Raw genomic sequence first — 24,479 nt, forward strand, 5'->3', positions numbered from 1 at the left:
TCGCGCGGGTCAGGGGTTGTGGGTGCGCACCCAGTCCGAGACGACCTCGTCCAGCACGGCGAGCGGCAGCGGGCCGCCGCCCAGCACCACGTCGTGGAACGCCCGGATGTCGAAGCGGTCGCCCAGCGCCGCCTCGGCCGCCGCCCGGATCCGCAGGATCTCCAGCCGGCCCACCATGTACGCCAGCGCCTGGCCCGGCGCGGCGATGTACCGGTCGACCTCGTTCTCGATCTCGACCAGCGCCATCGGCGTGTGCTCGCTCAGGTACTCCACGCCCTGCGCCCGGCTCCAGCCGTACGCGTGCAGTCCGGTGTCCACGACCAGCCGCCCGGCGCGCAGCGAGTCCATCGCCAGCATCCCGAGCCGCGCCACGTCGTCCGAGTACAGACCCATCTCGTCGGCCAGTCGCTCGGTGTAGAGGCCCCAGCCCTCCAGGTACGCCGTCACGCCCGCGATCCGGCGCAGCATCGGCAGGTCGGTCAGCTGCTGGGCCAGCGTGATCTGGAAGTGGTGCCCCGGCACGGCCTCGTGGAACGCGATCACCTCGGCCTGGTACCGGAACCGCTCCTCCACCCGGTGGGTGTTCGCGTAGTACGTGCCCGGCCGCAGCCCGTCCGGCGACGGCGGGGCGTAGTACGCGGTCGGGGCGCCCGGCGCGTCGGCGGCCGGCACCGGCTCCACCTGGCAGCGCTGCTCCGGCACCCGGCCGAACCAGCGCGGCGCGGCCTCTTCGGCCCTGGTCACCGCCTCACGAGCGGCGTCGATCAGCTCGTCCTCGCTGTTCCAGCGCAACGCCGGGTCGGTGCGCATCCGTTCCAGCACCGCCGCCACGTCGGACGTGCCGAAGACCCGTTCACCCAGCTCGGCGAGCTCCCGCGCCACGCCCGCCATCACGTCGAGACCGGTCTGGTGCAGCTCGGCGGGCGTGCGGTCGGTCGTCGTCTGGACCCGCGCCAGCGCCGCGTACATCGCCTCGCCGCCGGGCAGCAGGTTCAGGCCGACCTCGTCGGTGGACCGGCCCTTGATCCCCGCGATCACGTCCCGGTAGGCGGCGAACGCGGGCCGCACCACGTCGGCCAGCACCCGTTCGCGTTCGGCGGTGAACTCCTCGCCGCCCGCGGGTCGGGCCAACGGGTCCTCGTCGGCGACGAGGTAGCGGTCGATGTGGGCCACGGCGGCGTCCACCAGGTGCTGCACGGGCGTGCGGCCCGCAGTGGCGCCGGCGAGCTGTCGTTCGGCGACCCGGCGCAGGAACTCGGGCACGGCGGCCAGCCGGTCCAGGTACGCGCGCTCGGACTCCGGTCCCGACACCGAGGTCATCGGCATGACGGTCAGCAGCTCGCCCGCCGGCGCGAAGAACGAGTCGGTGATCGTGTACTCCACGCCGCGCGCGTCGATCAGGTCCACCGCCGCCCGCGCCTGCTGGACGATCACCGCGCGCGTCACCGGGTCGTCGTCCGCGGGCAGGGCGTGCGCCCGTTCCACGATGTCCAGGGCTCGTGCCCGGGTCGCTTCGTCCGTCTCGACCCGGTAGTCGGTGAGCAGGTGGTCGTATCCGGGCACGCCGTACACCGTGGCTGCCAACGGCATCTGCGTGAACATCAGGTCGAGCAGTTCGTCGGCCAACTCCGCCGTCGTACCCATGCGCACCCCCGGGTCGTCGTCAAAACCAGGATGGTACTTAGCCTAAGAAACGATTTACACCCCGTCCAAATAGGCCAGCACGGCGAGCACCCGCCGGTTGTCGTCCCCGGACAACGGGAGGTCCAACTTGCCGAAGATGTTCGCGATGTGTTTGCCGACCGCTTTCTCCGTGACGAACAGCCGGCCGGCGATCGCGCCGTTGGAACGGCCCTCGGCCATCAGCGAGAGCACTTCCCGTTCACGGGGCGTCAACGTGGCCAGCGGCTGGTCCCGCGCGCCCCGGGCGAGCAGCTGGGTGATGACCTCGGGGTCCATCGCGGTGCCGCCCGCGGCGACCCGCCGAATGGCGTCCACGAACTGCCGGACGTCCGACACCCGGTCTTTGAGCAGGTAACCGACCGCGCCGCCGCGGTCGGACAGCAGTTCCCGCGCGTACAGCTGCTCGACGTACTGGGAAAGGACCAGGATCGGCAGGCCCGGCACCCTTTTGCGGGCCTCGATGGCGGCCCGCAGACCCTCGTCGGTGAACGTCGGCGGCAGCCGGACGTCGACCACCGCCACGTCCGGGCGGTGGTCGACCAGGGCCTTGAGCAGGGCGGGACCGGAGTCGACCGCTTCCACCACGTCGAAGTCGTACGCCTGGAGGAGCCGGATCAGGCCGTCCCGGAGGAGGACGAGGTCTTCACCGAGGACAACGCGCACGGCAGCTCCATGGTCACGATGGTCGGCCCGCCGACCGGGCTCGCGATGCCGAGTGTGCCGTCGAACGCGGCCAGCCGGCGCTCGATTCCGCGCAATCCGCCGTTCTCCGTCGCCACCGCGCCACCGTGCCCGTCGTCGCCGATCATCAGCGAGAGCCTGCCGTCCTCGTGCCGCACGCGCACCCACGCACCGGTCGCGCCGCTGTGCTTGGCCACGTTCGTCAACGTCTCCGCCACCGCGAAGTAGGCCGCCGACTCGACCGGCGCCTCCGGCCGTCCGGTCAGCTCGATGTCCACTTCCACCGGCAGCGGGTGCGCCAGCGCCAACGCGCGCAGCGCGCCGTCCAGCCCCCGGTCCGCCAGCACCGGCGGGTGGATGCCGCGGACCAGGTCCCGCAGCTCCGCCAACGCCTGGGTGGACGACTGGCGTGCCTCGGCCAGCAGCTCTTGTGCCGCCCGCGGGTCACGGGCCATCAGTTCCTCGGCCATGCCCAGGTTCATGCCCAACGCGACCAGCCTCGCCTGCGCGCCGTCGTGCAGGTCCCGTTCGATCCGGCGCAGCTCGGCGGCCTGCGCGTCCACCGTGTCGGCCCGTGAGTCGGCCAGCACCCGCACCCGGTTGGTCAACGTGGCCTTGGTGCTCGGCGCGAGCAGCCACTTCACGACCGTGGCGTGCAGCCGGGCGGCGCGGGGCGTGGCCCACCAGGCCAGCACCAGGAAGGCGATGCCCAACAGGGGCGCCAGCACGAAGTTGCCCGGGGTGTCGTACCTGACCATGACGTACTCGACCGACCTGCCGTTGTCGAGCCAGATCAGCGGCATCACGAACCCGAGCACGCCGTTGACCCAGAACGCGACCGGCATCATGCCGCAGAAAATCCCCACGAACGCGTTGACCGGAAGGAACGCCATGTCGCGCCACGTCGCCGGGTCGGTGGCGATGGTGCGGACCCTGGTCATCGGGCCCCGGTTCTCCGGCAGCCGGTAGGGCGCCGGGATCTCCACCCCCAGCACCCGGGACGCCCACCAGCGGAAGAAACCGGTGTAACGGCGGGCCAGCGCGGTGAACAGCAGCAGGAACGGCACGCCGATGGTCACCAGGATCAGCGGGTAGGCGTTCAGCTGGAGCGGGACCAGCAGCAGGCCCGCCACGCACAGCGGTGTCCGTGCCAGCCCCAGCGCGGCCTGCGTCAGCCGGGTGCGGGCCTCGCGTACGAGGTCGTGGTCCGTCATGGCCCCGATTCTTCCGGCCTGCCACAGCCAAATCGGTGGGTCTAACCCCCCAATCCCGGCGGACCCCGGCTTACCGACCGCCGGACCGTCAGTTCCGGGCGGCGGGCATCCGCCTCAACTGCTCCAGCACCACCGGGTCCTGCAACTGCATCCACTGGATGACCTCGGTGTACGTGGCGCACGCCGTCTCCGGCCGCACGCACACCTCGCTCAGGAACCCCTCCACCGCATTGCTGAACGCGCCGCCGGCCCACTCGTTGAAGTGGTTGCCGATCACGATCGGCGCCCGGTTGCCGTTGAACGCCGCCTGGTACACCGACCGGTACGTGTCCAGCACGATCCGGGTGTAGTCGGCGGCCTTCTCCGGCTCGTCCTTCGCGCCGTTGAGCGCGTACCAGAGGTTGAAGTCCATCATCACGACCTGCTTGCCCAGCGCGGGCACGCGCACCTCCGGCATGGGGAACTCCCACATCCCGTCCCGCACGAACGGCCACACCACACCGAGGCTCACGTGACTGGTGTCGTACGCCAGGCCGTGTGCGCGCATTGCCGGGAACGCCTGCCCCCAGTCACCCTCCAGGCACGGCGTCCGCCCGCCGCGCACGGCCGCCGGGTCCAGCTTGAACCCCCGCTGCCGGGCCTTCTCCACGATCATGAAGAACTGGTCGATCTCGGAGTTCCACTGGTCGGTGTTCCAAGTGCCGACGTTCGGCTCGTCGCCGACGCAGAAGTGCCCGTTGTAGTGCGTGCCGATCTCGTGCCCGGCGTCGATGGCCGCGTTCAGGTACCCGATCCGCAGGTCGACGTCCGCGCGGCTGCCGCCGAACCCGATGGACGAATCGCCCTGGTCGTGGCCGGGCCCGGTGTACATCGCGGCGTCCTCGTCCGCGACCATGTACACGCCGGATAAGAGCCCGGTGACGTGCGCGTTCGCTTGCTGGGCCAACGGCATGATCCGGTCCCAGTGCGGCTTGGACGCCGCGCCGTCGAACGAGAACAGCACGAACTGCGGCGGCTTCTCACCCGGCAGCATCCGCCGCATCCACGACGGCGGCGTCGCGGACGGCGGCACGGTCAGCGGGGCGGCCGACGGGGTGGCCGTGCCCGCGCTACCAGTGGTCGTGCGCGGTGCCATCGGCAGCGGCGCGGCCAGTTCGCCCACGTCGTTGCCCGGTTCGGGTTCCCGTGCGCCCAGCACGGCCAACACCACCAGGGTGAGTGCCAGCGCCACACCCGTGCTGAGCCGACCCCATCGCTTCACACCAACAATGACGACGCGGGGTAGCCGGAGGTTGCCTGTTCGTTACAACCTTGCCGAGGTGGATCAGGCGATCGGGGTGGCGATCACGACCTGGTTCTCCTCGTACCCGGTGTCGCCGCCGACCCACCGGCCGCCGCACGTCACCAGCACCAGCCGGTGCCCGCCGCGCGGCCCGAACAACTCCACCGCGCGCGCCGGCAGGGCCTCCTTGCGGACCGCCTCGACCCGGCTGACCTGGAACCGGAACGACTTGCCCGCCGTGTCGACCACGGTCACGTGCTGCCCGACCGCCGCCCGCCACAACTCGTCGAACGGCCCGGTCATGCCCTTCCAGTTCACGTGTCCGGCCAGCACCGTCGCGCCCTCGGCGGCGCCGAGGTCCACGCCCCACCACGTCGCCTCGCCGACACCCTCGGGCACCGGCAGCACGCCGTCGGCGGTCACCTCCTCGCGCACCAGCGTGGCCAACCCGCCCGCCGGCAGCCGCACCGTTCCCGGCTGCTGCTGCGGCGGCGCGACAGGAGGCGGCGGCGGGGGAGCGGGCGTTGCCGTAGTGGTGGTCGCGGGTGCCTGGGGTGGGTTCGCACCCACCGGCATCCCGGCCAGGTCCACGCCACGCCCTGAGAGCGCGCTGTCGCCCAACGGGTGCGGCACCACGGCGTCACCGGGGATGGCCGAGCCCGCCAGCACGACGTCGGGCGAATGGGTCACGACGAGCGCGGCGGAGGCGAGCAGAGCCGCCACCGCCACGCCCGTCAGCAGAGCCTTCACCGGCGTGCGGTCGCCCGTCGCCGGGCCAGCAGGCCGACCAGGGCCGCGCCGACCAGCACCACGCCGCCGAACCCGACCAGGCCCCCGGTGGACGCCTCGGTGGTGAACGACGCCTTCGCCACCACCCCGGCGCCTTCCGAGCCCGCCGGGATCGTGATGGGCACGATCGGTTTGTCCGGCTTGTTGGTCAACGCCAGCGCCAGCGTCTGCCCCGGCTCGACCTTCCCGCACACCTTGGGCGGCGCGTTGGGATCGAAGAACTCCTCATACCCCTTGACCGGCGCCACCTCGATCACGCAGATCTCCTGAGGCGTGCGGAGGTCGGGCACGACCGCGGTGCCGTCGGCGGCGGTCTGGAGCACGATCGGCTGACCCTCGGGGCCGGTCAACGCGGTGTCGTCCTGCCGCTTCGCGGGCGACGAGCCGTCGGCCGCCGTCACCCGCAGCGCCACGCCCGCGATCGCCTTGCCGGTCTCCTCGTCCGTCTTGGCGACCTTGACCGCGCCGGGGGCCGTCTTCGCCGTCGTCGCCGCGTTCGCGGCCAGCTTCTTCTCGCCGCCCGTGGTGACGATCCGCTGCATCGCCGTGTTGTTCTGCGGGACCTGGACCTTCGGCCGGTCCGCCGGGCTGTCCAGCTTCACCGAGAACGACGGGTTCGGCCCGGTCGGCACCACCTTCACCGAGAGCGCCCCGCCGTCGGTCGGTGTGACCAGGTCGCCGGTCGGCGTGCCGCCCTCCAGCTCGGCGTCGGTCAGCTCCACCGTGACCGGCACGCCGGCGACCTGTGCGCCGTCGGGTTTGGTGATGTCCACCACCCACGTGTCGGGCGTGCCGATGATCTGCTCCTTGGTCGGCGCGCTCACCTTCGCCGCCCACGGCCCGCGGTTGGCCTTCGCGTCGTCACGCAGCCGGTTCACGGCCTGCTGGGACTGCCCGAAGTTCGCCAGCTGGGCGTAGTGGAACGCCTCGTCGTACGCGATCTCCTGGAAGCCCTTGGTCGGGTCGAGGTGGACGCCGTGCTCGGGATCCGGGTAGGCCGTCCACGAGTGCAGCAGGTGCGCCAGCGCGGCGGCCTCGTCCGCCGACTGGGTGCCCGAGTAGCGCAGCAGCAGGTAGGAGATGTTCGCCGCGACCTCGTGGGACAGCGGCACACCGCCCTTGGACAGCAGTTCGTCGCCGTCCTTGTACTCCTGGCTGCTGTCCGGCGCGAGCAGCGAGTACTGCACGCACCACACGCGTTGACCGCGCCACTCGTAGGACCCGAGCCAGTCACCGCCGGGCGGCTTGCCGTGGTAGCCCTGTGCCGGGACCTCGTGCCCGAGGCCTTCCTTGACCTCCGCGCCGGCCGCGCCGGGGACGGTCAACATGGCCACGCCCGCCGCGAGCGCCGCGGCGGCGAGTCGTTTCCAACCCATGATCTTCCACTACCCCTCGGCGCGTCTGTGGAGAGCTGCCGGGCTGAGCCTTACGGCTACGGGATCATGCCGACAAGCCCCCAGCGGGGTGGAGCCCCGACTACGCTCCGCAGCGCGGGTGGTGGATTCGAGATCGACAGCCCGAGTAAAGTCGCTTTTACCCGACGGGAACCGATCGACTCGTGTGGTCGTTGAACCCGTGACGGCGTCAGCACGCCACAGGAGGACGAGGTGCGTACCACCAGCAACCCCGCGTTCCGCAACCTGCCGACCAGCGGCGGTAGCGGTAACTACGCAGGCTTCGGCCAACCCAACGAGGCGCAGCAGTACGGCGGCTACCAGGGTGCTCCGCCGACCACTGGCGAGCGCCCCATCACGATCGACGACGTGGTCACCAAGACCGCCACGACGCTCGGTGTGGCACTGCTCACCGGCTTCGTCTCGGCGTGGCTGGTGCTCTCCGGCCAGATCTCGCCGTTCGCGCTCATGCTCCCGGGCATGATCATCGGCCTGGTCCTGGCCTTGATCATCATCTTCAAGAACCTCGCCAGCGGGCCGATGGTGCTCGCCTACTCGGCCGCCGAGGGTGTGTTCCTGGGCGCCATCACCGGCGTCTTCGAGAGCATGTTCCCCGGCATCGCGTGGCAGGCGATCCTCGGCACGTTCGGTGTGTTCGGCGCGATGCTCGTGGTCTACAAGACGGGCGCGATCCGCGTCACGCCGCGCCTGACCAAGTGGATCATCGGCGCCACCGTCGGCGCGGTCGTGCTCATGCTCGGCAACCTGGTCATGGGCATGTTCGGCGTGAACATGGGCCTGCGTGACGGCGGCACCCTGGCGATCATCTTCAGCCTGGTGGTCATCGGCATCGCGGCGTTCAGCTTCCTGCTGGACTTCGAGGCGGCCAACGAGATGATCCGCGGCGGGCTGCCGGCCAAGTACGCCTGGCTGGCCGCGTTCGGCCTGATGACCACGCTCGTCTGGCTGTACCTGGAGATCCTCCGCCTGCTGTCGTACTTCCAGAACGACTAGCAACACCCAGCACCACACGAAGGGCGCCCCGGCACTCCGCCAGGGCGCCCTTCGCCTTCCCCCGTGAGTCCTACGTTCAGACCCCGCGAGTCCTACGTTCAGGACCACCGTGTCCTACGTTCAGGACCCCCGAATTCAACGCTCAGAACACCGGGCGAGGTCGGGGTCGCGGGTCGGGGGTCAGTCGCGCCAGCCGCCGTCGTCCTCCATCGCCGAGCCGACTTCGACCAGGCACGGCACGCACAACGCCCCACCCGGCGTCCGGACCACGAACTCCGGCGGCACCGAGTGGGCGCACGCCGCCTGGAAGTACACCTCCGAGGCCTGGTCCACGGAGAACGCGTGGCACAGCCGGTCGTACCCGCTGTGCCACCACACGTACGGCATCGTCACCCCGACCTCCCTACTTTTAGGTAGGACGCGCGGTAACAGTAACCGTGACGCGATTCAGCTCAGTCGTTCGACCACCATCGCCATGCCCTGGCCGCCGCCGACGCACATCGTCTCCAGCCCGAACTGCTTGTCGTGGAACTGGAGCGCGTTGACCAGCGTCGTGGTGATCCGCGCGCCGGTCATCCCGAACGGGTGACCCACGGCGATCGCGCCGCCGTTGACGTTCAGCCGGTCCAGGTCGATCCCCAGGTCCCGGTACGACGGGATGACCTGCGCCGCGAACGCCTCGTTGATCTCCACCAGGTCGATGTCCGACACCGACAGCCCGGCCAGCGCCAACGCCCGCCGCGACGCCTCGACCGGCCCGAGTCCCATGATCTCCGGCGACAACCCGGACACCCCCGTCGACACGATCCGCGCCAACGGCGTGATGCCCAGCTCCCGCGCCTTCACGTCGCTCATGATCACCAACGCCGCCGCGCCGTCGTTCAACGGGCAGCAGTTGGCCGCAGTCACCCGCCCGTCCGGCCGGAACACCGGCTTCAGCCCCGACACGCCCTCGATCGTCACGCCCGGCCGCGGGCCGTCGTCGGCCGACACCACCGTGCCGTCCGGCAGCGTGACCGGCGTGATCTCACGCGCCCAGAACCCGTTGGCGATGGCCTTCTCGGCGAGGTTCTGCGACCGCACGCCGAACTGGTCCATCTCCTCGCGCGACACGCCCTTCGTCAGCGCCAGGTTCTCCGCCGTCTGCCCCATCGAGACGTAGATGTCCGGCAGCTGCCCGTTCTCCCGCGGGTCCACCCACCCGGACGCGCCGGACTGGGCCACCGCGGCCGTCCGCGCCTCGGCGTCGGCGAACAACGGGTTGTGCGTCTCCGGCCACGAGTCGGACGACCCGCGCGCGAACCGCGACACCGTCTCCGCGCCGGCGCTGATGAACACGTCGCCCTCGCCGGCCTTGATCGCGTGCAGCGCCATGCGGGTCGTCTGCACGCTGGACGCGCAGTACCGCGTGACGGTCGTCGCCGGCAACCGGTCGAACCCGGCCAGCACGGACACCACGCGGCCCAGGTTGAAGCCCTGCTCGCCGCCGGGCAGGCCGCAGCCGAGCATGAGGTCGTCGATGTCGGCCGGGTCGAGCTGCGGCACCTTCGCCAGCGCGGCGTGGAGGACCTGGACGGTCAGGTCGTCGGCGCGCATGTCCTTTAGCGAACCCTTGCCAGCGCGCCCGATGGGCGACCTGGCGGTGGAGACGATCACGGCCTCAGGCATTACGGAACTCCTTCGTTTCGCCGCAGTGGGTGACGTGCAGCCTAGTTAACGCCCGTTCAGCGCGGCCGGCACTCGTGACGAACGACGCCGCACAGCGGAGCCAGCAGGATCGACGTCGTCGCCTCGTACCCGGCCGCGCTGGGGTGGAACTGGTCACGGCTGAAGTAGTCCACCCGCCGCGCGTGGAACTCCGCCGCCAGCAGGTCGCCCATCGCCACCGCCACCCCGCCGGCCCGCTCCACCTCGACCCGCTGGGCCCGCGCCAGCCCCCGCGACCACGTTCGCGCCACCGACCGCAGCGGCTCGCCGATCGGCCGCACCGTGCCCAGGTCCGGGCACGTGCCGACGACCACCCCGACCCCCGCCGCACGCAGCCGCCGCACCTCCACGCCCAGCAACGCCGCCGACACCGGCACCGACAGCCGCGTGGTCACGTCGTTCGCCCCGATGATCACCAACGCCACGTCCGGCGGGTCCGCCACCACCCGGTCCACCTGCGCGGACAGGTCACGCGTCGTCGAACCCGAGATCGCGTACGTCTCCAGCCGCACCGGCGCCCCGACCTCCTCGGCCAGCCCGGTCGCCAGCACCACGCCCGGCAGCTCGGCCGGATCGTCCACGCCCAGGCCCGCGGCCATCGAATCGCCGAGCACGGCGAACCGCAGCGGCGTGCCGTCACCCGCCCCGTACACCCCGTCGGCACGCGGCGGCGGCGCGTCCAGCACCCCGATCACCACCCGCGCCCGCCGTGACTGCTCGGTGAACAGCCCGTACGCCACGCCGGTCAGCCCGCCCAGCGCCCCCGCCACCACCGCCAGAAGCCGGAACCCCCGCATCGAGACCCCTTCCCGAAGTCCCCATCGTCCACCGGGCCGACCGCCGCGGCGCCCATATACGCTCAGCGAGTCATCTCAAGAAGTGGAAGGTCCGTCGTGGAGTACGTCGAGAGCGTCGTAGACCTGGTCGGTAACACGCCGCTGGTGAAGCTGAACGCGGTGGCCGAAGGGCTCCAGCCGCTCATCCTGGCCAAGGTCGAGTACCTCAACCCCGGTGGCAGCGTGAAGGACCGCATCGCGCTGCGCATGGTGGAAGCGGCCGAACGCAGCGGCGAGCTCAAGCCCGGCGGCACGATCGTCGAGCCCACGTCCGGCAACACCGGCGTCGGCCTGGCGCTCGTGGCCCAGCGCAAGGGCTACAAGTGCGTCTTCGTCTGCCCGGACAAGGTCAGCGTGGACAAGCGCAACGTGCTCAAGGCGTACGGCGCCGAGGTCGTGGTGTGCCCGACCGCGGTCGCGCCGGAGCACCCCGACTCGTACTACAACGTGTCCGACCGCCTGGTCGCCGAGATCCCCGGCGCGTGGAAGCCCAACCAGTACGCCAACCCGGAGAACCCGGCCAGCCACTACCACGGCACCGGACCCGAGCTGTGGCGGCAGACCGAGGGCCGGATCACGCACTTCGTCGCGGGCGTCGGCACCGGCGGCACCATCTCCGGCACCGGCAGGTACCTCAAGGAGGTCTCCGAGGGCCGCGTGAAGATCATCGGCGCGGACCCGGAGGGCTCGGTGTACTCCGGCGGCAGCGGCCGGCCGTACCTGGTGGAGGGCGTCGGCGAGGACTTCTGGCCGGACGCCTACGACCGCACGGTGTGCGACGAGATCGTGGCCGTGTCCGACGGCGACTCGTTCGAGCTCACCCGGCGGCTGGCCCGCGAGGAAGGCCTCCTCGTCGGCGGCTCGTGCGGCATGGCCGTCGCGGCGGCGTTGCGGGTGGCCGAGAAGGCCGGTCCGGACGACGTGATCGTGGTGCTGCTGCCCGACGGCGGACGCGGCTACCTGTCGAGCGTGTTCAACGACAAGTGGATGGCGCAGTACGGCTTCCTGTCGCCCGACACGTCCGGCGCGACGGTCGGGGATGTGTTGCGGCGCAAGGACGGCACCATGCCGGACCTCGTGCACGGCCATCCCAATGAGACGGTCGCCGAGGCGGTCGCGATCATGCGCGAGTACGGCGTGTCGCAGATGCCCGTCGTCAACGCCGAGCCGCCGGTGATGGCCGCCGAGGTCGCCGGCGCGGTCAACGAGCGGGACCTGCTCGACGCGTTGTTCACCGGCAAGGCGCAGCTGACCGACCGGCTCGACCGGCACATGTCGTTGAAACTCCCGACGATCGGCGCGGGCGAGTCGATCACCTCCGCGATGCAGGCACTGTCCTCAGCGGACGGTGCGCTGGTGCTGGAGGACGGCAAGCCCGCCGGCGTCGTCACCCGGCAGGACATCCTGGGTTTCCTCGCTGGTCGCTGAACGGGACGCGCGTTGTCCGGTTGCCGGTCGACAGGACTGCGCCATCCGCTAGCGTGGGCCACCGACTCATACGCCTACGGCCCGTGCCAAGGGGGTTGGAAACTCCGATGAACGCTCCGCAGCCGCCAGAGAACCAGCAGTTCGGCGGTCAAAACCAGCAGGAGCAGGGGCAGGGTGCCCAGCCCCCGAACGCCGACGCGACCCAGGTCGTGCCGAGCGGTAGCCAGCCCCCTGCTTTCCCTCCGCCGGAGGCGACCCAGGTCGTGTCCGCCGGCCAGCAGCCCGCGTCGAACCCGGACGCCACGCAGGTCGTGTCGCCGGGCGCGACCCAGCAGCCGCAGTCCAACCCCTACGGCCAGCCGCAGCAGCAGCCGGGCTCGGGCGCGTTCCCGGCCCAGCAGCCGCCCGGCTACGGCCAGCAGCCGCCCGCGCAGTACGGGCAGCAACAGCAGTTCGGCCAGCAGCCTTACGGGCAGCCCGGCCAGCCCGGCCAGCCCGCCCAACAGCAGCAGCCGTACGGCCAGCAGCCACCGTCCAACCCGTACGGTCAGCCGCCGGCGAACCCGTACGCCCAACAGCAGCAGCAGCCGAACCCATACGGCCAGCAGCCGCCGGCGAACCCGTACGGCCAGCCCGCCCAGCAGCAGCAGGCGTGGGGCGCGCAGCCCGGCTACGGCCAGCCCGCCGCCTTCCCACCGCCGGCCGGCGGGTACGCGGAGTGGGGCACCCGCGCGGTCGGCGCGTTGATCGACTACGCCGCGCCCGGCCTCATCGTCGGCGTCCTGGTCTTCGTGGGCATCATGGCCGGAGACCCGACGATCTCGATCATCCTGGGTCTCGTCGCCTGGGTCGGCCTCATCGGCTTCATGATCTACAACTCCTGGTACCTGGCCGGCACCACCGGCCAGTCCATGGGGAAGAAGATCGCGAAGGTCAAGCTGATCAAGGAGGAGACGGGGCAGCCGATCGGCTTCGGCAACGCCTTCGTCCGCCACCTGTGCCACACCGTCGACTCGATCGCGTGCTACGTGGGTTGGTTCGCGCCGCTGTGGGAGCTCAAGAAGCAGACGTGGGCCGACAAGATCATGGGCACCGTCGTGGTGAACGCCCCGGAGGCCGCGGCCCCCGGCGGCTACCCCGGCGGTGGCGGTTACGGGCAGCAGCAGCCGAACCCCTACGGGCAGCCGCCCGCGTCCAACCCGTACGGGCAGCCGCAGCAGCAGAACCCGTACGGCCAGCAGCCGCCCCAGCAGTGGTGACCGGCTGAGCGGTATCGATTCACCTTTTCGACCTGTTCCACGCCGTGTTCCACGGCTTTTCCGCGACCGCCCGTCGGCCCTCCAGCCGGCGGGCGGTCGTCGTTTCCGCCGCCGTACCCTGGACACATGACGGACACCGGCCACTACGGTTTCGCGACCAGGGCTATCCACGCCGGGCAGGACCCCGACCCGACGACGGGCTCGGTCATCGTGCCGATCCACGCCACGTCCACGTACGCCCAGGACGGCGTCGGCGGACTGCGCGGCGGCTTCGAGTACTCCCGCACCGGCAACCCCACGAGGGCTGCGTTGGAGGAGTGCCTGGCGGCTCTCGAAGGCGGCCGACACGGCCGCGCGTTCGCCTCGGGCATGGGCGCTACGGACACGGCGTTGCGGGCGATGTGCCGCCCCGGCGACCACGTCATCATCCCGGACGACGCGTACGGCGGCACGTTCCGGTTGATCGACAAGGTGTTCTCGCAGTGGGGCGTCGAGCACACGCCGGTGGCGCTGTCCGACGTGGACGCCGTGCGCGCGGCCGTGCGGCCGAACACCAAGGTCATCTGGATCGAGACGCCGACCAACCCGCTGCTGAACATCGCCGACATCGCCGTGCTCGCGCAGGTGGCGCACTCGGCCGGCGCGCGGCTCGTGGTCGACAACACGTTCGCCTCGCCGTACCTCCAGAGCCCGTTGGAGCTGGGCGCGGACGTGGTGCTGCACTCGACCACCAAGTACGTGGGCGGGCACTCGGACGTCGTCGGCGGTGCGCTGATCACGTCGGACGACGACCTCGACGCCCAGTTCGGCTTCCTCCAGAACGGCGCGGGCGCGGTGCCGGGGCCGTTCGACGCGTGGCTGACGTTGCGCGGGATCAAGACGCTCGAAGTGCGCATGGAGAAGCACTCGGACAACGCCGAGAAGATCACCGAGGCGCTGCTCCGGCACCCCAAGGTGGGCCGCGTGTACTACCCGGGCCTGCCCGACCACCCGGGTCACGAGGTCGCGGCGAAGCAGATGCGCCGGTTCGGCGGCATGGTGTCGTTCCTGGTCAAGGGTGGTGAGGAGGAGGCCCTTCGGGTCTGCTCGCGCACCAAGCTGTTCACGTTGGCCGAGTCGCTCGGCGGCGTCGAGTCGCTGATCGAGCACCCGGGCCGGATGACCCACGCCAGCACCGCCGGCTCGCTCCTGCAGGTCCCCGCCGACCTGGTCCGCATCTCGGTGGGCATCGAATCGGCCGACGACCTGGTAGCCGACCTCACCGCCGCCCTCGACTAACCCGCGAGTCGAACCCCCAGGTCCCGCGTGTCGAACCTCCAGACCCCGTGAGTCCTACGTTCAGGACCCCTGAATTCAACGCTCAGAACACCGCGAACCCCGCGCTCAGCCGACCCGAGCGCGGGGTTCGTGGTGTTCGACCGGACGGCTCGAGTGTTCCGAGCGTTGAATTCGGGGGTCGCGAACGTAGGACTCACGGGGCCTGAGTGTTCGACACGCGGGGTCTGGGGGTTCGACACGCGGGGTCTGGGGGTTCGACACGCGGGACCTGGGGGTTCGACTCGCGCGGGGGTTCGCGGGTTAGCGGGGGCCGTAGCGGACGGCGGCACGTTCCTTCGCCTTGGCGGCCTCGACCTCACGGTCACGCGGCGGGGCCTTCGTGACCAGCGAGTCCAGCAGCACGCGGGTGGCCTCGGCGACCGCCTCGACGGCGATGTCGAACGCCTCCTGGTTCGCCGCCGCCGGATGGGTCGACCCGCTCACCTTGCGCACGTACTGCACGGCAGCCGCACGGATCTCGTCCTCGGACGCCGGCGGCTCGAAGTTGTGGAGCACCCTGATGTTGCGACACATGGCTCTACTATCGCCCAAGTCGTCAAGGCTTGACGTCGTACCGCGCGTTCTCCACCCGCGGCACGACGGGCAGGTCGTGGCCGTTCACGCACCCGCCGACGAACTCCACCACACCGTCGCGCTCCACGAACCGACCGCTCTCCGCACACCCCGCGTGGGCCACGGTGAAGAAGGCCGCGCCGGTCAACGCCACGGCCGTGGCCATCGCTCCGACGAGCGGGATCACCGCGGTGACCCGTGCCGCGAGCGCCATGCCACCCTCCAGGTGAATGCTCTGTGAGATGCCCCCGCTCCGAGAGTACCGGTCCCGGCGCACCTGGTAGGGCATCATCAGCGTTCCGACCGGAACGGGCCGGCCAGGGGGCGCCCGGACCGGCCCGTTGTCGGCACAACGTCGGAGGCGGCCCCGACAGTTCCTGGAACCGCCGAACCGTCGAACCGCCGAACCGCCCGTCAACCGCTAGAGGTTGCCCCGACGGTCCTGCTCACGCTCGATCGCCTCGAACAACGCCTTGAAGTTGCCCTTGCCGAACCCGAGCGACCCGTGCCGCTCGATCAGCTCGTAGAACACCGTCGGCCGGTCGCCCGTCGGCTTGGTGAAGATCTGGAGCAGGTAGCCGTCCTCGTCCCGGTCGACCAGGATCCGGTGCTCCTTCAGCACCTCGATCGGCACGCGCACCTCACCGATGCGCGCCCGCAGCTCCGGGTCGTCGTAGTACGAGTCGGGCGTCTCCAGGAACTCCACCCCCGCCGCACGCATCGCGGTCAACGTCGCCACGATGTCGTTCGTCGCCAGCGCGATGTGCTGCACCCCGGCGCCCGAGTAGAACTCCAGGTACTCGTCGATCTGCGACTTCTTCTTCGCCACGGCCGGCTCGTTGAGCGGGAACTTCACCCGGTGGTTGCCGTTGGAGACGACCTTGCTCATCAACGCCGAGTAGTCGGTGGCGATGTCGTCGCCGACGAACTCCGCCATGTTCACGAAGCCCATCACCCGGTTGTAGAACTCGACCCAGTGGTCCATCCGGCCGAGCTCGACGTTGCCCACGCAGTGGTCGACCGCCTGGAACAACCGCTTCGGCGCACCTTCCGGCCGCACGACCGTGCTCTTCCGCGCCTCGTATCCGGGCAGGTAAGGGCCGGTGTAGCGGGACCGGTCGACGAGCGTGTGGCGGGTCTCGCCGTACGTCGCGATGGCGGCGACGCGGACGGTGCCGTGCTCGTCGGTGAGGTCGTGCGGCTCTTCGAGGACGGTCGCGCCCTGCGTCCGCGCGTGCGCGATGCAACGGTCGACGTCGGCGACCTCCAGCGCGAGGTCCACCACGCCGTCACCGTGCTTGCGGTGGTGGTCGAGGAACGGGCTGTCCGGCCGCACGCCCCCGTTGATCACGAACCGCGCCGAGCCGGACTTCAGCACGAAGGACTTGTGGTCCCGCTGCCCGGTCTCCGGCCCCGAGTACGCGACGAGCTCCATCCCGAACGCCACCTGGTAGAACCAAGCGGTCTGGGTCGCGTTGCCGACCACGAAGACCACGGCGTCCAACGAGCGGACGGGGAACGGGTCGCGCGTCCCGTCGTAGTCGACCAGGCCCACGAGTTGGCGGAGCTGGTCGTAGCTCACGTCGTCAAGCTGCTGCGTCATACTCCACAGGATGTGCACGCTGGTCAGGGTGAGCAACAGTCATCAGTTCCACTGGACGTTTTGTACAGTGAACCATGCCCTCGGACCCGCAAACTGAACACTCTGACCAGGCCGTCGACGCTCTGGACGCACGGCTGTTGCTGCTGCTCACCGACGAGCCGAGGCTGGGCGTGCTGGAGTGCTCACGACGGCTGGGCGTGGCGCGCGGCACCGTGCAGGCCCGGCTGGACCGGCTGGTGGCGCGCGGTGTGCTGACCGGGTTCCCGCCCGCGCTGGACCTGGCCGCGATGGGCTACGGGCTGACCGCGTTCGCCGTGCTGGAGATCGCCCAGGGACGCCGGCACGAGGTGTCGGAAGGCCTGGCCGCGATCAACGAGGTGTGCGAGGTGCACGCCACCACCGGGCCGGGCGACCTGTTCGTGCGGGTGGTGGCGAGGTCGAACGCCGACCTCCAGCGGGTGATCGACTCGATCGTGGACGTGCCGGGCGTGCAGCGCCTGTCCACGTCGATCGCCCTCTCCACACCTGTCCCGCCGCGGGTCCGCCCGCTGCTGGAGCACGTCGTCTGACAGCACGTGGTCTGACAGCACGTGGTCTGACAGCAGAAGGGCGGCCACCCCGCGTGGTGGCCGCCCTCCCGATGTCTTGGGGTCAGCCGGAGTACGGCACGGCCTTGATCAGTGTGACCTTCATCGTGCTGCCGTTGGGCAGTTCGTACTGGCGCTTCTCGCCCTCCTTGGCGCCGAGCAACGCCTTGCCCAGCGGGGACGAGGGGGAGTAGACCTCCAGGGCTCCGTGCGCGCCCTCCTCACGGGTGGCGAGTAGGAACTCCTCGGTCTCGTCATCACCGTCGTAACGCACAGTGAGCACCATGCCGGGTGCCGCGACACCCGAGACCGTGGGCGCCTCGCCGACCTTGGCGACCCTCAACAGCTCCTGCAACTGCCGGATGCGGGCCTCCTGCTTGCCCTGCTCCTCACGGGCCGCGTGGTACCCGCCGTTCTCGCGGAGGTCACCCTCTTCGCGACGCGCGTTGATCTCCGCAGCAATGACCGGGCGATTCTCGATCATCTCGTCCAGCTCTCCCTTGAGCCGGTCGTAGGCCTCCTGGGTCAGCCAGGTCACCTCAGTGTCGCTCACGGTCACCAACTCCTTGTCTTGCTCCGGCCCACGGCGTGGGCTGGCAGTTCCCGGGCGCGCCAGCCCGGAACGGAAAAACACGGCCCGCGTCGGGGCCGTGCTGATAGGCCAGAGTAACACGCAGACAACGTTCAGCGACGGCGTTTTGTTCCCGGATCCGCCACTAAACCCCCAGATCACCCGCTTGGCCGCTACCTCGTGGACAGGTACGCCGGAACCTGGTAGGAGCAGCCGAACACCTCACCGGTGACCGGGGGTTTGGACGTTCTGAGCACCGTCGTCGCGCGCACGGTGTCGGCGCCGGGCCGCACCAGGACTTCCCGCCGGCCCGCCTCGTCGCCGTCCTGGGAACGCGCGCGCACGATGCACACGACGGCCTGCTCCGGCGTCTGCCGGACCACCTCGAAAGTGATCTCCACCGCGCTGTCGTCCAGCACTTCGAACGCGGTCTGCTTGGCTTCGACGGGCATGGTGCCGAGGTTGCGGTAGCCGACCCACGCGACCAGGCCTCCCACCAGCACCGCGATCACGGGGAGTGACCAACGGGCCCAGCGGGGCAACGGACGCCGGGGTGTGCCGTACCGGCCCTCGGGCAGTGCCACTTGCCGACGCCTTCCTGCCCGTGGGGAACAATGTCGCTCGACTGTCGCGTTGAGTGTCGCAGGGGCTGGACCGGTCCGGTCCGGCAGGGGCAAGGAGGAACACCACCGTCATGGTTGAGAAGCTGCGCCTGATGGCGGTGCACGCGCACCCCGACGACGAGTCCAGCAAGGGTGCCGCGACGATGGCCCGCTACGTCGCCGAGGGCCACGAGGTGATGGTCGTGACCTGCACCGGAGGCGAGGCGGGCAGCATTCTGAACCCCGCCATGGACCGTCCCGAGGTGCTCGCGGACATGAGCGGGGTCCGGCGTGCCGAGATGGCTCGTGCGGCCGAGATCCTGGGCGTCCAGCACCGCTGGCTGGGTTTCGTGGACTCGGGCCTGCCCGAGGGCGACCCGCTGCCGCCGCTGCCCGAGGGCTGCTTCGCCCTCGTGCCGCTGGAGGAGTCCACGCCGCCGCTGGTCGAGGTGATCCGCGAGTTCCGCCCGCACGTCATCGTCACGTACGACGAGAACGGCGGCTACCCGCACCCCGACCACATCCGCTGCCACGAGGTGTCGATCGCCGCGTTCGACGCGGCCGGCGACCCGGAGCGCTACCCCGACCGGGGTGAGCCGTGGCAGCCGCTGAAGCTGTACTACTCGCACGGGTTCTCGCGCGCGAAGCTGACGGCGTTCCACGAGGCGCTCATCGCGGAGGGCGAGGAGTCCCCGTACGCCGAGTGGCTGGCGGGCTGGGACAAGGACAAGCCGGACGTCATCGAGCGGGTCACCACCCGGGTCGAGTGCGCCGACTACTTCCCGGTGCGCGACGAGGCGCTGAAGGCCCACGCCACCCAGATCGACCCCGAGAGCCGCTGGTTCGCCGTGCCGCTGGAGATGCAGCGCTCGGTGTGGCCGACGGAGGAGTACGAGCTGGCGCGGTCGCTGGTCGACAGCACCGTGCCCGAGGACGACCTGTTCGCGGGCGTCCGGGAGAGGGTGAGCGCGTGACCTCGTTCGACCCGATTCCGTGGGAGCAGACCACCGCGGTCGTGCTGGCTTCGCAGCCGTCCACGGAAAAGGACCCGGGCGGCCAGCAGGAGGACTTCGGCAAGTCCTCCCCGCTGGGCCTGCTCATCCTGGTGCTGTTCTTCATCGCGGTGGTCTTCCTGGTCAAGTCGATGAACAAGCACCTGCGGAAGCTGCCCGCGTCGTTCGACAAGACCGAGGCGAAGACCGACGACAACGGCAAGAAGGAGTAGGTCCGGGGCCTACTGCCGGTACCAGGCGCGGCGGGCGGGCACGGACACGATCTCGCGTTCGGGGTAGCGCAGGGCGGTGAGCCTGCCGCCGAACACGCAGCCCGTGTCCAGGCACAACGTCCCGTTCACCCATTCCGGCTCCTCGACCGGAGTGTGTCCGTAGAGGACCATCGCGGCGCCCCGGTAGTCCCGCGCCCACGGGTAGCGGACGGGGAACCCCCGGGAGTCGTGCCGGCCGGTGCTCACGCCCCACAACGCCAACGACCGCGTCCGCGCCGACTCGCGGCCGTGGTAGCTCTCGGGCAGGCCGGCGTGCGCGATGACGAGCCTGCCGCCGTCCAGCACGAAGTGCGGCACCAGCGAGTCGCAGAACGCCAGCGCCTCGGCGCGGAACTCCGGCGTCTCCCGGGCCAGTTGCTCCATCGACTGCTCCAGTCCGTGGTTGAGCTGGACGGCGTGGCCCTTCAGCGCGCGCACCAGCTTCTCCTCGTGGTTCCCGCGCACGGAGACCGCGTTGCCCGCCGCGACCATGGCCATGGCCAGCCGCAGCACGCCGGGGGTGTCCGGGCCGCGGTCCACGAGATCGCCGACGAACACCACCTTGCGCCCGTCCGGGTGGACGCCGTCGGTGGAATAGCCCAGTTCACGCAGCAGGTGGACCAGCTCGACGTGGCAGCCGTGCACGTCACCGATCACGTCGAACGGGCCGGTCTCGTGCCGCAGGTCGTGCGGTAAGGGTTCGTCGGAGGACACCATGCGCACAGTCTGATCGACCGGTCGCGCGATCATGAACGAATTGCGGCCCGGAATTGCCGTGGAGCCATGACGAACCGGCTCGCGTCCTCGACCAGCCCGTATCTGCTCCAGCACGCGGACAACCCGGTGGACTGGTGGCCGTGGTCGCCGGAGGCGACCGCGGCGTACATGAACGAGCACTTCGTCAACGTGAAGGTGGACCGCGAGGAGCGGCCGGACGTGGACGCGGTGTACATGGCGGTCACGCAGGCGCTCAGCGGGCATGGTGGGTGGCCGATGACGTGCTTCCTCACGTCCGACGGCGAGCCGTTCTACGCGGGCACGTACTTCCCGCCGTCGCCGCGCCACGGCATGCCGTCGTTCCGCCAGGTGCTGGAGGCCATCGACCACGCGTGGCGCGAGCAGGGCGACGAGGTGCGCGAGTCGGCGGCGGGGATCGTGTCGCAGCCGGCGTTCAAGCCGCTGCCGCAGTCCACTGTGGACGACGACGTGCCGGCGGGCGCGGTGGTGTCGTTGCTGCGTGACATCCACCGGGTCGTGCGGCACGACGTGCGAGCAGGTGAGGACGAGGTCGGGGGCGACGAGCACGCCCGCGCCGGCGTCACCCACCCGCGTTAACCAGCTCACGCGCTCCCGGTAGCTCGCGCGCACGAGACCGCGTTGCCGGCAGCCACCATGGCCATCGCGAGCCGCAGCACGCCCGGCGTGTCCGGGCCGCGGTCCACGAGATCGCCCAGGAACGTCACCTTGCGGCCCTTCGGGTGCTCGTCCGGGTGCTACATCCGGACAGTCTGGTCGACCGGTCCGGCCGTTGTGGAGCCATCTGGAGAACCCCTGAGGCCTGTCGCGACACGAACCCCTTGCGGGGACGGCGCTCGGGTTGGAGGGGGCCGATGCGGTGGACGCGCGGTGGGAGCACGGGGCGAAGATGCGGTCGCTTGCTCAAAGCCGAAGGGACCGGCCGGTTCGTGATGGTCGACCCGGTGATCCGTGGCTACAGTGAAAAGAAGGAACTGTGACCGGTCGCGGGCGACCACGACCTGTACGGCCAGAACGCCTTTGAGCGCGACATGCGCGACACGCCGTTGCACACTGGCTGAAGGCCCGCGCACACGGGCGGGAAGGGCTGATCGGCACCCTGATGACCGATACCGACGACTTCATGGTCGAGAGGGCCACGCTGATGGCCGAGGGCGACCTGCTGCGGGTGCGGGCCAGGGAGAGCTTTCGCGCCGACCGCGTCGACGAGGCGTTCGCGGACTATGACCGGATCGACGAGATCGCCCAGCGCTACCGGGAGCTGCTGCCCGAGGTGACCGTGGCCCGGTGTCCGCACAGCGGAGCGCTGGTGCGCTGGCCGATCGAGACGGCCGGTTTGGATGGTTGGTTCTGGGAATACCTGGCGGCCACCCGCCGGCCGCCGGCTGATCTGCCGCCGACCTGGCTTGCGATGAGCGGGGCGATGCGGCTCCGAAAACCGGTGGAACATCCGCCGTACGCTGTGGTGCCCGGCCCGGACGTGCCGTTCGTGGTGCCGCGAATCCTGCGTGGTCCGGGCGTCCGGGCGGTGCTCAGCGAGGTGTCGGTCGGGGTGCACACCGGCTGGGTGATCAGTTACTTCGGGCCGCCGCCCGTGGGAGTGCGCCTGGTCAATCTGTGGGGGACCAACACCTACAGGGTGGGGCGGGACGGCGTCGGCGAAGGCTGGGACTGGGACATCCCGGGAGTGTCGCAGTACGACTTCGAGTTGACCGAGTGGCTGCGTTCCGGCGCGTTGTTGTGGATCGCGCCGGGTGACGCGTCGGCGACGCTTCGGGAGGGCCCGGGTGGCTGCCCGTACACGAAGCTGCGAGGCAGGCAGAAGATCACGGTCATCTCGAACGGCGTGGTTCAGCGGGTGGCGGAGTTCGTCGGCAACGGAGCGGGCTGAGGGCCCGAGCGAGCGGGAACTACCGTGGAGCCATGACGAACCGGCTCGCGTCCTCGACCAGCCCGTATCTGCTCCAGCACGCGGACAACCCGGTGGACTGGTGGCCGTGGTCGCCGGAGGCCTTCGAGGAGGCCCGCGAACGGGGTGTGCCGGTGCTGCTCTCGGTCGGGTACGCGGCGTGCCACTGGTGCCACGTGATGGCGCACGAGTCGTTCGAGGACGAGGCGACCGCGGCGTACATGAACGAGCACTTCGTCAACGTGAAGGTGGACCGCGAGGAGCGGCCGGACGTGGACGCGGTGTACATGGCGGTCACGCAGGCGCTCAGCGGGCATGGTGGGTGGCCGATGACGTGCTTCCTCACGTCCGACGGCGAGCCGTTCTACGCGGGCACGTACTTCCCGCCGTCGCCGCGCCACGGCATGCCGTCGTTCCGCCAGGTGCTGGAGGCCATCGACCACGCGTGGCGTGAGCAGGGCGACGAGGTGCGCGAGTCGGCGGCGGGGATCGTGTCGCAGCTGGCGTTCAAGCCGCTGCCGCAGTCCACTGTGGACGACGACGTGCTGGCGGGCGCGGTGGTGTCGTTGCTGGGCCACTTCGACCGGTCCAACGGCGGGTTCGGCGGCGCGCCGAAGTTCCCGCCGTCGATGGTGCTGGAGTTCCTGCTGCGGCACCACGAGCGGACCGGGTCGGTGGAGGCGCTGTCGATGGCGCGGGCGACGTGCGACGCGATGGCGAACGGCGGGCTGTACGACCAGCTCGCGGGCGGGTTCGCGCGGTACAGCGTGGACGCGGCGTGGGTGGTGCCGCACTTCGAGAAGATGTTGTACGACAACGCGCTGCTGCTGCGCGTCTACACGCACCTGAGCCGCCGTGCCGACAACCCGCGGTACCGGGCGGTGGTGCGTGAGACGGCCGAGTTCCTGCTCCGGGACCTGGGCACGCCGGAGGGCGGGTTCGCGGCGTCGCTGGACGCGGACACCGAGGGCGTCGAGGGGTCGACGTACGTGTGGACGCCCGCGCAGTTGGTCGAGGTGCTGGGGATGGCGGCCGGAGCGCGCGCTGCGGAGCTTTACGGCGTGACGGACGAGGGCACGTTCGAGCACGGTTCGTCGACGTTGCGGATGTTCGGCACACCGGACCCGGAGATCGCCGCCAAGCTGTTGGAGGCACGGGACCGACGGCCGCAGCCAGGGCGTGACGACAAGGTCGTGACGGCGTGGAACGGGTTGGCGATCGCGGCGCTGGCCGAGGCGGGTGCGGTGTTCGGCGAGCCGAGGTGGGTGGAGGCCGCGGCGCGGGCGGCGTCGTTGGTGCTGGACGTGCACCTGGTCGACGGGCGGCTGCTGCGCACGTCGCGCAACGGTGTCGTGGGCACGGCGGCGGGGGTGCTGGAGGACTACGGCTGCTTCGCCGACGGCCTGTTGGCGCTGCACCAGGCTACGGGGGAGGTGCGGTGGTTCACCGTGGCCGGTGAGCTGCTGGACACCGCGCTGGCCAGGTTCGCGGGGGACGAGCCCGGCGTCTACTACGACACGGCGGACGACGCGGAGGCGTTGGTGCAGCGGCCGTCAGACCCGTCGGACAACGCGAGCCCGTCCGGTGCGTCTTCGTTGGCTTCGGCGCTGGTGACGGCGTCGGTGCTGGGCGGTCCTTCGACCTACCGTGACGCGGCCGAGGCAGCCGTGGCCCGAGCCGGACTGCTGGCCGCCCGTGAGCCCCGGTTCGCCGGGAACTGGCTGGCCGTGGCGGAGGCGATGGCGCTGGGGCCGGTGCAGGTCGCGGTGGTCGGGGACGCATCCGACCTGGTCACGGCCGCGTGGACCGGCGTGCATGGTGGAGGCGTCGTGGTGGCGGGCGCCCCGGACTCCGCGCCGTTGCTCGCCGACCGGCCTCTGGTGGACGGCGCACCGGCGGCCTACGTGTGCCGCGGCTACGTCTGCGACCGACCGGTGACGTCCGTGGAAGACCTGACCGCCGCCCTCGCCGTCCACCGCTAGCGAACCCACCTTGTACCGCCGTGTAAGC

General features: G+C 70.6%; 23 protein-coding genes and 3 pseudogenes. 10 read left to right on the forward strand and 16 right to left on the reverse strand.

What is annotated here, in order from left to right; all coding sequences use genetic code 11:
• Window positions 1–9: 9 nt before the first annotated feature.
• The 6 genes from F4560_RS36520 to F4560_RS36545 all read right to left on the reverse strand — a co-directional run bounded on the left by F4560_RS36520 (window position 10) and on the right by F4560_RS36545 (window position 7,025).
• Window positions 10–1,644: a DUF885 domain-containing protein gene (locus F4560_RS36520; protein WP_184927637.1), complete on the reverse strand. Its 1,635-nt coding sequence runs from the start codon at window positions 1,642–1,644 to the stop codon at window positions 10–12.
• A gap of 54 nt (window positions 1,645–1,698) precedes the next feature.
• Window positions 1,699–2,346, reverse strand: coding sequence for a LuxR C-terminal-related transcriptional regulator (locus F4560_RS36525; RefSeq protein ID WP_184927638.1), 648 nt, complete (start codon window positions 2,344–2,346; stop codon window positions 1,699–1,701).
• Window positions 2,298–3,578, reverse strand: a complete 1,281-nt coding sequence (locus F4560_RS36530; protein ID WP_184927639.1) for a sensor histidine kinase — start codon at window positions 3,576–3,578, stop codon at window positions 2,298–2,300. Before F4560_RS36530 ends, F4560_RS36525 begins: the two co-directional genes overlap by 49 nt.
• 88 nt (window positions 3,579–3,666) lie before the next feature.
• The gene (locus F4560_RS36535) at window positions 3,667–4,839 is read right to left on the reverse strand and encodes a polysaccharide deacetylase family protein (protein WP_184927640.1); all 1,173 of its coding nucleotides are present in this window, start codon (window positions 4,837–4,839) and stop codon (window positions 3,667–3,669) included.
• Between the two features lie 63 nt (window positions 4,840–4,902).
• Complete coding sequence (locus tag F4560_RS36540; RefSeq protein WP_312869686.1) at window positions 4,903–5,610, reverse strand: class F sortase; 708 nt, start codon at window positions 5,608–5,610, stop codon at window positions 4,903–4,905.
• Complete coding sequence (locus F4560_RS36545; RefSeq protein WP_184927641.1) at window positions 5,607–7,025, reverse strand: collagen binding domain-containing protein; 1,419 nt, start codon at window positions 7,023–7,025, stop codon at window positions 5,607–5,609. The genes F4560_RS36540 and F4560_RS36545 overlap by 4 nt, the downstream gene beginning before the upstream one ends.
• Before the next feature lie 231 nt (window positions 7,026–7,256).
• Here F4560_RS36545 and F4560_RS36550 point away from each other — a divergent pair, with 231 nt between their 5' ends.
• Window positions 7,257–8,057, forward strand: coding sequence for a Bax inhibitor-1/YccA family protein (locus F4560_RS36550; protein ID WP_184927642.1), 801 nt, complete (start codon window positions 7,257–7,259; stop codon window positions 8,055–8,057).
• Between the two features lie 180 nt (window positions 8,058–8,237).
• Here the strand turns inward: F4560_RS36550 and F4560_RS36555 are convergent, their stop codons facing one another.
• The 3 genes from F4560_RS36555 to F4560_RS36565 are packed head-to-tail and all read right to left on the reverse strand — an operon-like array spanning window position 8,238 to window position 10,561.
• Window positions 8,238–8,450 (reverse strand): hypothetical protein, encoded by a 213-nt coding sequence (locus F4560_RS36555; protein ID WP_184927643.1) that lies wholly within the window; start codon window positions 8,448–8,450, stop codon window positions 8,238–8,240.
• 54 nt (window positions 8,451–8,504) lie between these two features.
• Window positions 8,505–9,725, reverse strand: a complete 1,221-nt coding sequence (locus tag F4560_RS36560) for an acetyl-CoA C-acetyltransferase (protein WP_184927644.1) — start codon at window positions 9,723–9,725, stop codon at window positions 8,505–8,507.
• Window positions 9,726–9,781: 56 nt separating this feature from the next.
• Window positions 9,782–10,561 carry an SGNH/GDSL hydrolase family protein gene (locus F4560_RS36565; RefSeq protein WP_184927645.1) on the reverse strand — a complete coding sequence of 260 codons (780 nt, stop codon included), beginning with the start codon at window positions 10,559–10,561 and terminating at the stop codon, window positions 9,782–9,784.
• A 96-nt stretch (window positions 10,562–10,657) separates the two neighbouring features.
• On the opposite strand from F4560_RS36565, the gene F4560_RS36570 reads away from it, so the two are divergent.
• The 3 genes from F4560_RS36570 to F4560_RS36580 all read left to right on the forward strand — a co-directional run bounded on the left by F4560_RS36570 (window position 10,658) and on the right by F4560_RS36580 (window position 14,565).
• Complete coding sequence (locus tag F4560_RS36570) at window positions 10,658–12,028, forward strand: cystathionine beta-synthase (RefSeq protein WP_184927646.1); 1,371 nt, start codon at window positions 10,658–10,660, stop codon at window positions 12,026–12,028.
• A gap of 107 nt (window positions 12,029–12,135) precedes the next feature.
• Window positions 12,136–13,287, forward strand: a complete 1,152-nt coding sequence (locus tag F4560_RS36575) for an RDD family protein (protein WP_184927647.1) — start codon at window positions 12,136–12,138, stop codon at window positions 13,285–13,287.
• 126 nt (window positions 13,288–13,413) lie between these two features.
• Complete coding sequence (locus F4560_RS36580; protein ID WP_184927648.1) at window positions 13,414–14,565, forward strand: cystathionine gamma-synthase; 1,152 nt, start codon at window positions 13,414–13,416, stop codon at window positions 14,563–14,565.
• A 300-nt stretch (window positions 14,566–14,865) separates the two neighbouring features.
• Here the strand turns inward: F4560_RS36580 and F4560_RS36585 are convergent, their stop codons facing one another.
• The 3 genes from F4560_RS36585 to hppD all read right to left on the reverse strand — a co-directional run bounded on the left by F4560_RS36585 (window position 14,866) and on the right by hppD (window position 16,780).
• On the reverse strand, window positions 14,866–15,138 hold the full coding sequence (locus tag F4560_RS36585; RefSeq protein WP_184927649.1) for a DUF2277 domain-containing protein: 273 nt from the start codon (window positions 15,136–15,138) through the stop codon (window positions 14,866–14,868).
• Between the two features lie 22 nt (window positions 15,139–15,160).
• The gene (locus F4560_RS36590; protein WP_184927650.1) at window positions 15,161–15,391 is read right to left on the reverse strand and encodes a hypothetical protein; all 231 of its coding nucleotides are present in this window, start codon (window positions 15,389–15,391) and stop codon (window positions 15,161–15,163) included.
• Window positions 15,392–15,598: 207 nt separating this feature from the next.
• Entirely contained in the window at window positions 15,599–16,780 is a 1,182-nt protein-coding gene (gene hppD / locus F4560_RS36595) for a 4-hydroxyphenylpyruvate dioxygenase (protein ID WP_184927651.1), read from the reverse strand.
• Between the two features lie 74 nt (window positions 16,781–16,854).
• Between hppD and F4560_RS36600 the strand changes: the two genes are divergently transcribed.
• Window positions 16,855–17,349: an Lrp/AsnC family transcriptional regulator gene (locus F4560_RS36600; RefSeq protein WP_051772821.1), complete on the forward strand. Its 495-nt coding sequence runs from the start codon at window positions 16,855–16,857 to the stop codon at window positions 17,347–17,349.
• Between the two features lie 82 nt (window positions 17,350–17,431).
• Here the strand turns inward: F4560_RS36600 and greA are convergent, their stop codons facing one another.
• A complete protein-coding gene (gene greA / locus F4560_RS36605) occupies window positions 17,432–17,926 on the reverse strand; it encodes a transcription elongation factor GreA (protein ID WP_184927652.1) in 495 nt (164 codons plus the stop codon).
• Window positions 17,927–18,111: 185 nt separating this feature from the next.
• Window positions 18,112–18,522 (reverse strand): DUF4307 domain-containing protein, encoded by a 411-nt coding sequence (locus tag F4560_RS36610; protein ID WP_184927653.1) that lies wholly within the window; start codon window positions 18,520–18,522, stop codon window positions 18,112–18,114.
• A 110-nt stretch (window positions 18,523–18,632) separates the two neighbouring features.
• Between F4560_RS36610 and mca the strand changes: the two genes are divergently transcribed.
• Window positions 18,633–19,514: a mycothiol conjugate amidase Mca gene (gene mca, locus F4560_RS36615; protein WP_184927654.1), complete on the forward strand. Its 882-nt coding sequence runs from the start codon at window positions 18,633–18,635 to the stop codon at window positions 19,512–19,514.
• Between the two features lie 14 nt (window positions 19,515–19,528).
• Entirely contained in the window at window positions 19,529–19,765 is a 237-nt protein-coding gene (locus F4560_RS36620) for a hypothetical protein (RefSeq protein WP_312869889.1), read from the forward strand.
• Window positions 19,766–19,783: 18 nt separating this feature from the next.
• Here F4560_RS36620 and F4560_RS36625 read toward each other — a convergent pair.
• Window positions 19,784–20,506: pseudogene (locus F4560_RS36625) on the reverse strand (metallophosphoesterase); the annotation flags it as partial.
• Window positions 20,507–20,587: 81 nt separating this feature from the next.
• Between F4560_RS36625 and F4560_RS36630 the strand changes: the two are divergent.
• Window positions 20,588–21,037 (forward strand): annotated as a pseudogene (locus F4560_RS36630) (DUF255 domain-containing protein); the annotation flags it as partial.
• Between the two features lie 137 nt (window positions 21,038–21,174).
• Here F4560_RS36630 and F4560_RS45840 read toward each other — a convergent pair.
• Window positions 21,175–21,285: pseudogene (locus F4560_RS45840) on the reverse strand (metallophosphoesterase); the annotation flags it as partial.
• Between the two features lie 377 nt (window positions 21,286–21,662).
• On the opposite strand from F4560_RS45840, the gene F4560_RS36635 reads away from it, so the two are divergent.
• Together F4560_RS36635 and F4560_RS36640 are read left to right on the forward strand one after the other, a co-directional pair.
• A complete protein-coding gene (locus F4560_RS36635; RefSeq protein ID WP_184927656.1) occupies window positions 21,663–22,451 on the forward strand; it encodes a hypothetical protein in 789 nt (262 codons plus the stop codon).
• Window positions 22,452–22,483: 32 nt separating this feature from the next.
• Entirely contained in the window at window positions 22,484–24,451 is a 1,968-nt protein-coding gene (locus F4560_RS36640; RefSeq protein ID WP_184927657.1) for a thioredoxin domain-containing protein, read from the forward strand.
• Window positions 24,452–24,479 lie beyond the last annotated feature (28 nt).

The sequence above is a fragment of the Saccharothrix ecbatanensis genome (assembly GCF_014205015.1).
In the GTDB taxonomy this organism is placed as follows: Bacteria; Actinomycetota; Actinomycetes; order Mycobacteriales; family Pseudonocardiaceae; genus Actinosynnema; species Actinosynnema ecbatanense.

Excerpts from the sequence above, each read along its gene's own strand:
- F4560_RS36520 (WP_184927637.1), bottom strand. The coding sequence starts at position 1,644 with ATGGGTACGACGGCGGAGTTGGCCGACGAACTGCTCGACCTGATGTTC.
- F4560_RS36580 (WP_184927648.1), top strand. The coding sequence starts at position 13,414 with ATGACGGACACCGGCCACTACGGTTTCGCGACCAGGGCTATCCACGCC.
- F4560_RS36635 (WP_184927656.1), top strand. The coding sequence starts at position 21,663 with ATGACCGATACCGACGACTTCATGGTCGAGAGGGCCACGCTGATGGCC.
- F4560_RS36585 (WP_184927649.1), bottom strand. The coding sequence starts at position 15,138 with ATGTGTCGCAACATCAGGGTGCTCCACAACTTCGAGCCGCCGGCGTCC.
- F4560_RS36565 (WP_184927645.1), bottom strand. The coding sequence starts at position 10,561 with ATGCGGGGGTTCCGGCTTCTGGCGGTGGTGGCGGGGGCGCTGGGCGGG.
- F4560_RS36575 (WP_184927647.1), top strand. The coding sequence starts at position 12,136 with ATGAACGCTCCGCAGCCGCCAGAGAACCAGCAGTTCGGCGGTCAAAAC.
- F4560_RS36530 (WP_184927639.1), bottom strand. The coding sequence starts at position 3,578 with ATGACGGACCACGACCTCGTACGCGAGGCCCGCACCCGGCTGACGCAG.
- F4560_RS36590 (WP_184927650.1), bottom strand. The coding sequence starts at position 15,391 with ATGGCGCTCGCGGCACGGGTCACCGCGGTGATCCCGCTCGTCGGAGCG.
- mca (WP_184927654.1), top strand. The coding sequence starts at position 18,633 with ATGGTTGAGAAGCTGCGCCTGATGGCGGTGCACGCGCACCCCGACGAC.
- F4560_RS36640 (WP_184927657.1), top strand. The coding sequence starts at position 22,484 with ATGACGAACCGGCTCGCGTCCTCGACCAGCCCGTATCTGCTCCAGCAC.
- F4560_RS36560 (WP_184927644.1), bottom strand. The coding sequence starts at position 9,725 with ATGCCTGAGGCCGTGATCGTCTCCACCGCCAGGTCGCCCATCGGGCGC.
- hppD (WP_184927651.1), bottom strand. The coding sequence starts at position 16,780 with ATGACGCAGCAGCTTGACGACGTGAGCTACGACCAGCTCCGCCAACTC.
- F4560_RS36600 (WP_051772821.1), top strand. The coding sequence starts at position 16,855 with ATGCCCTCGGACCCGCAAACTGAACACTCTGACCAGGCCGTCGACGCT.
- F4560_RS36545 (WP_184927641.1), bottom strand. The coding sequence starts at position 7,025 with ATGGGTTGGAAACGACTCGCCGCCGCGGCGCTCGCGGCGGGCGTGGCC.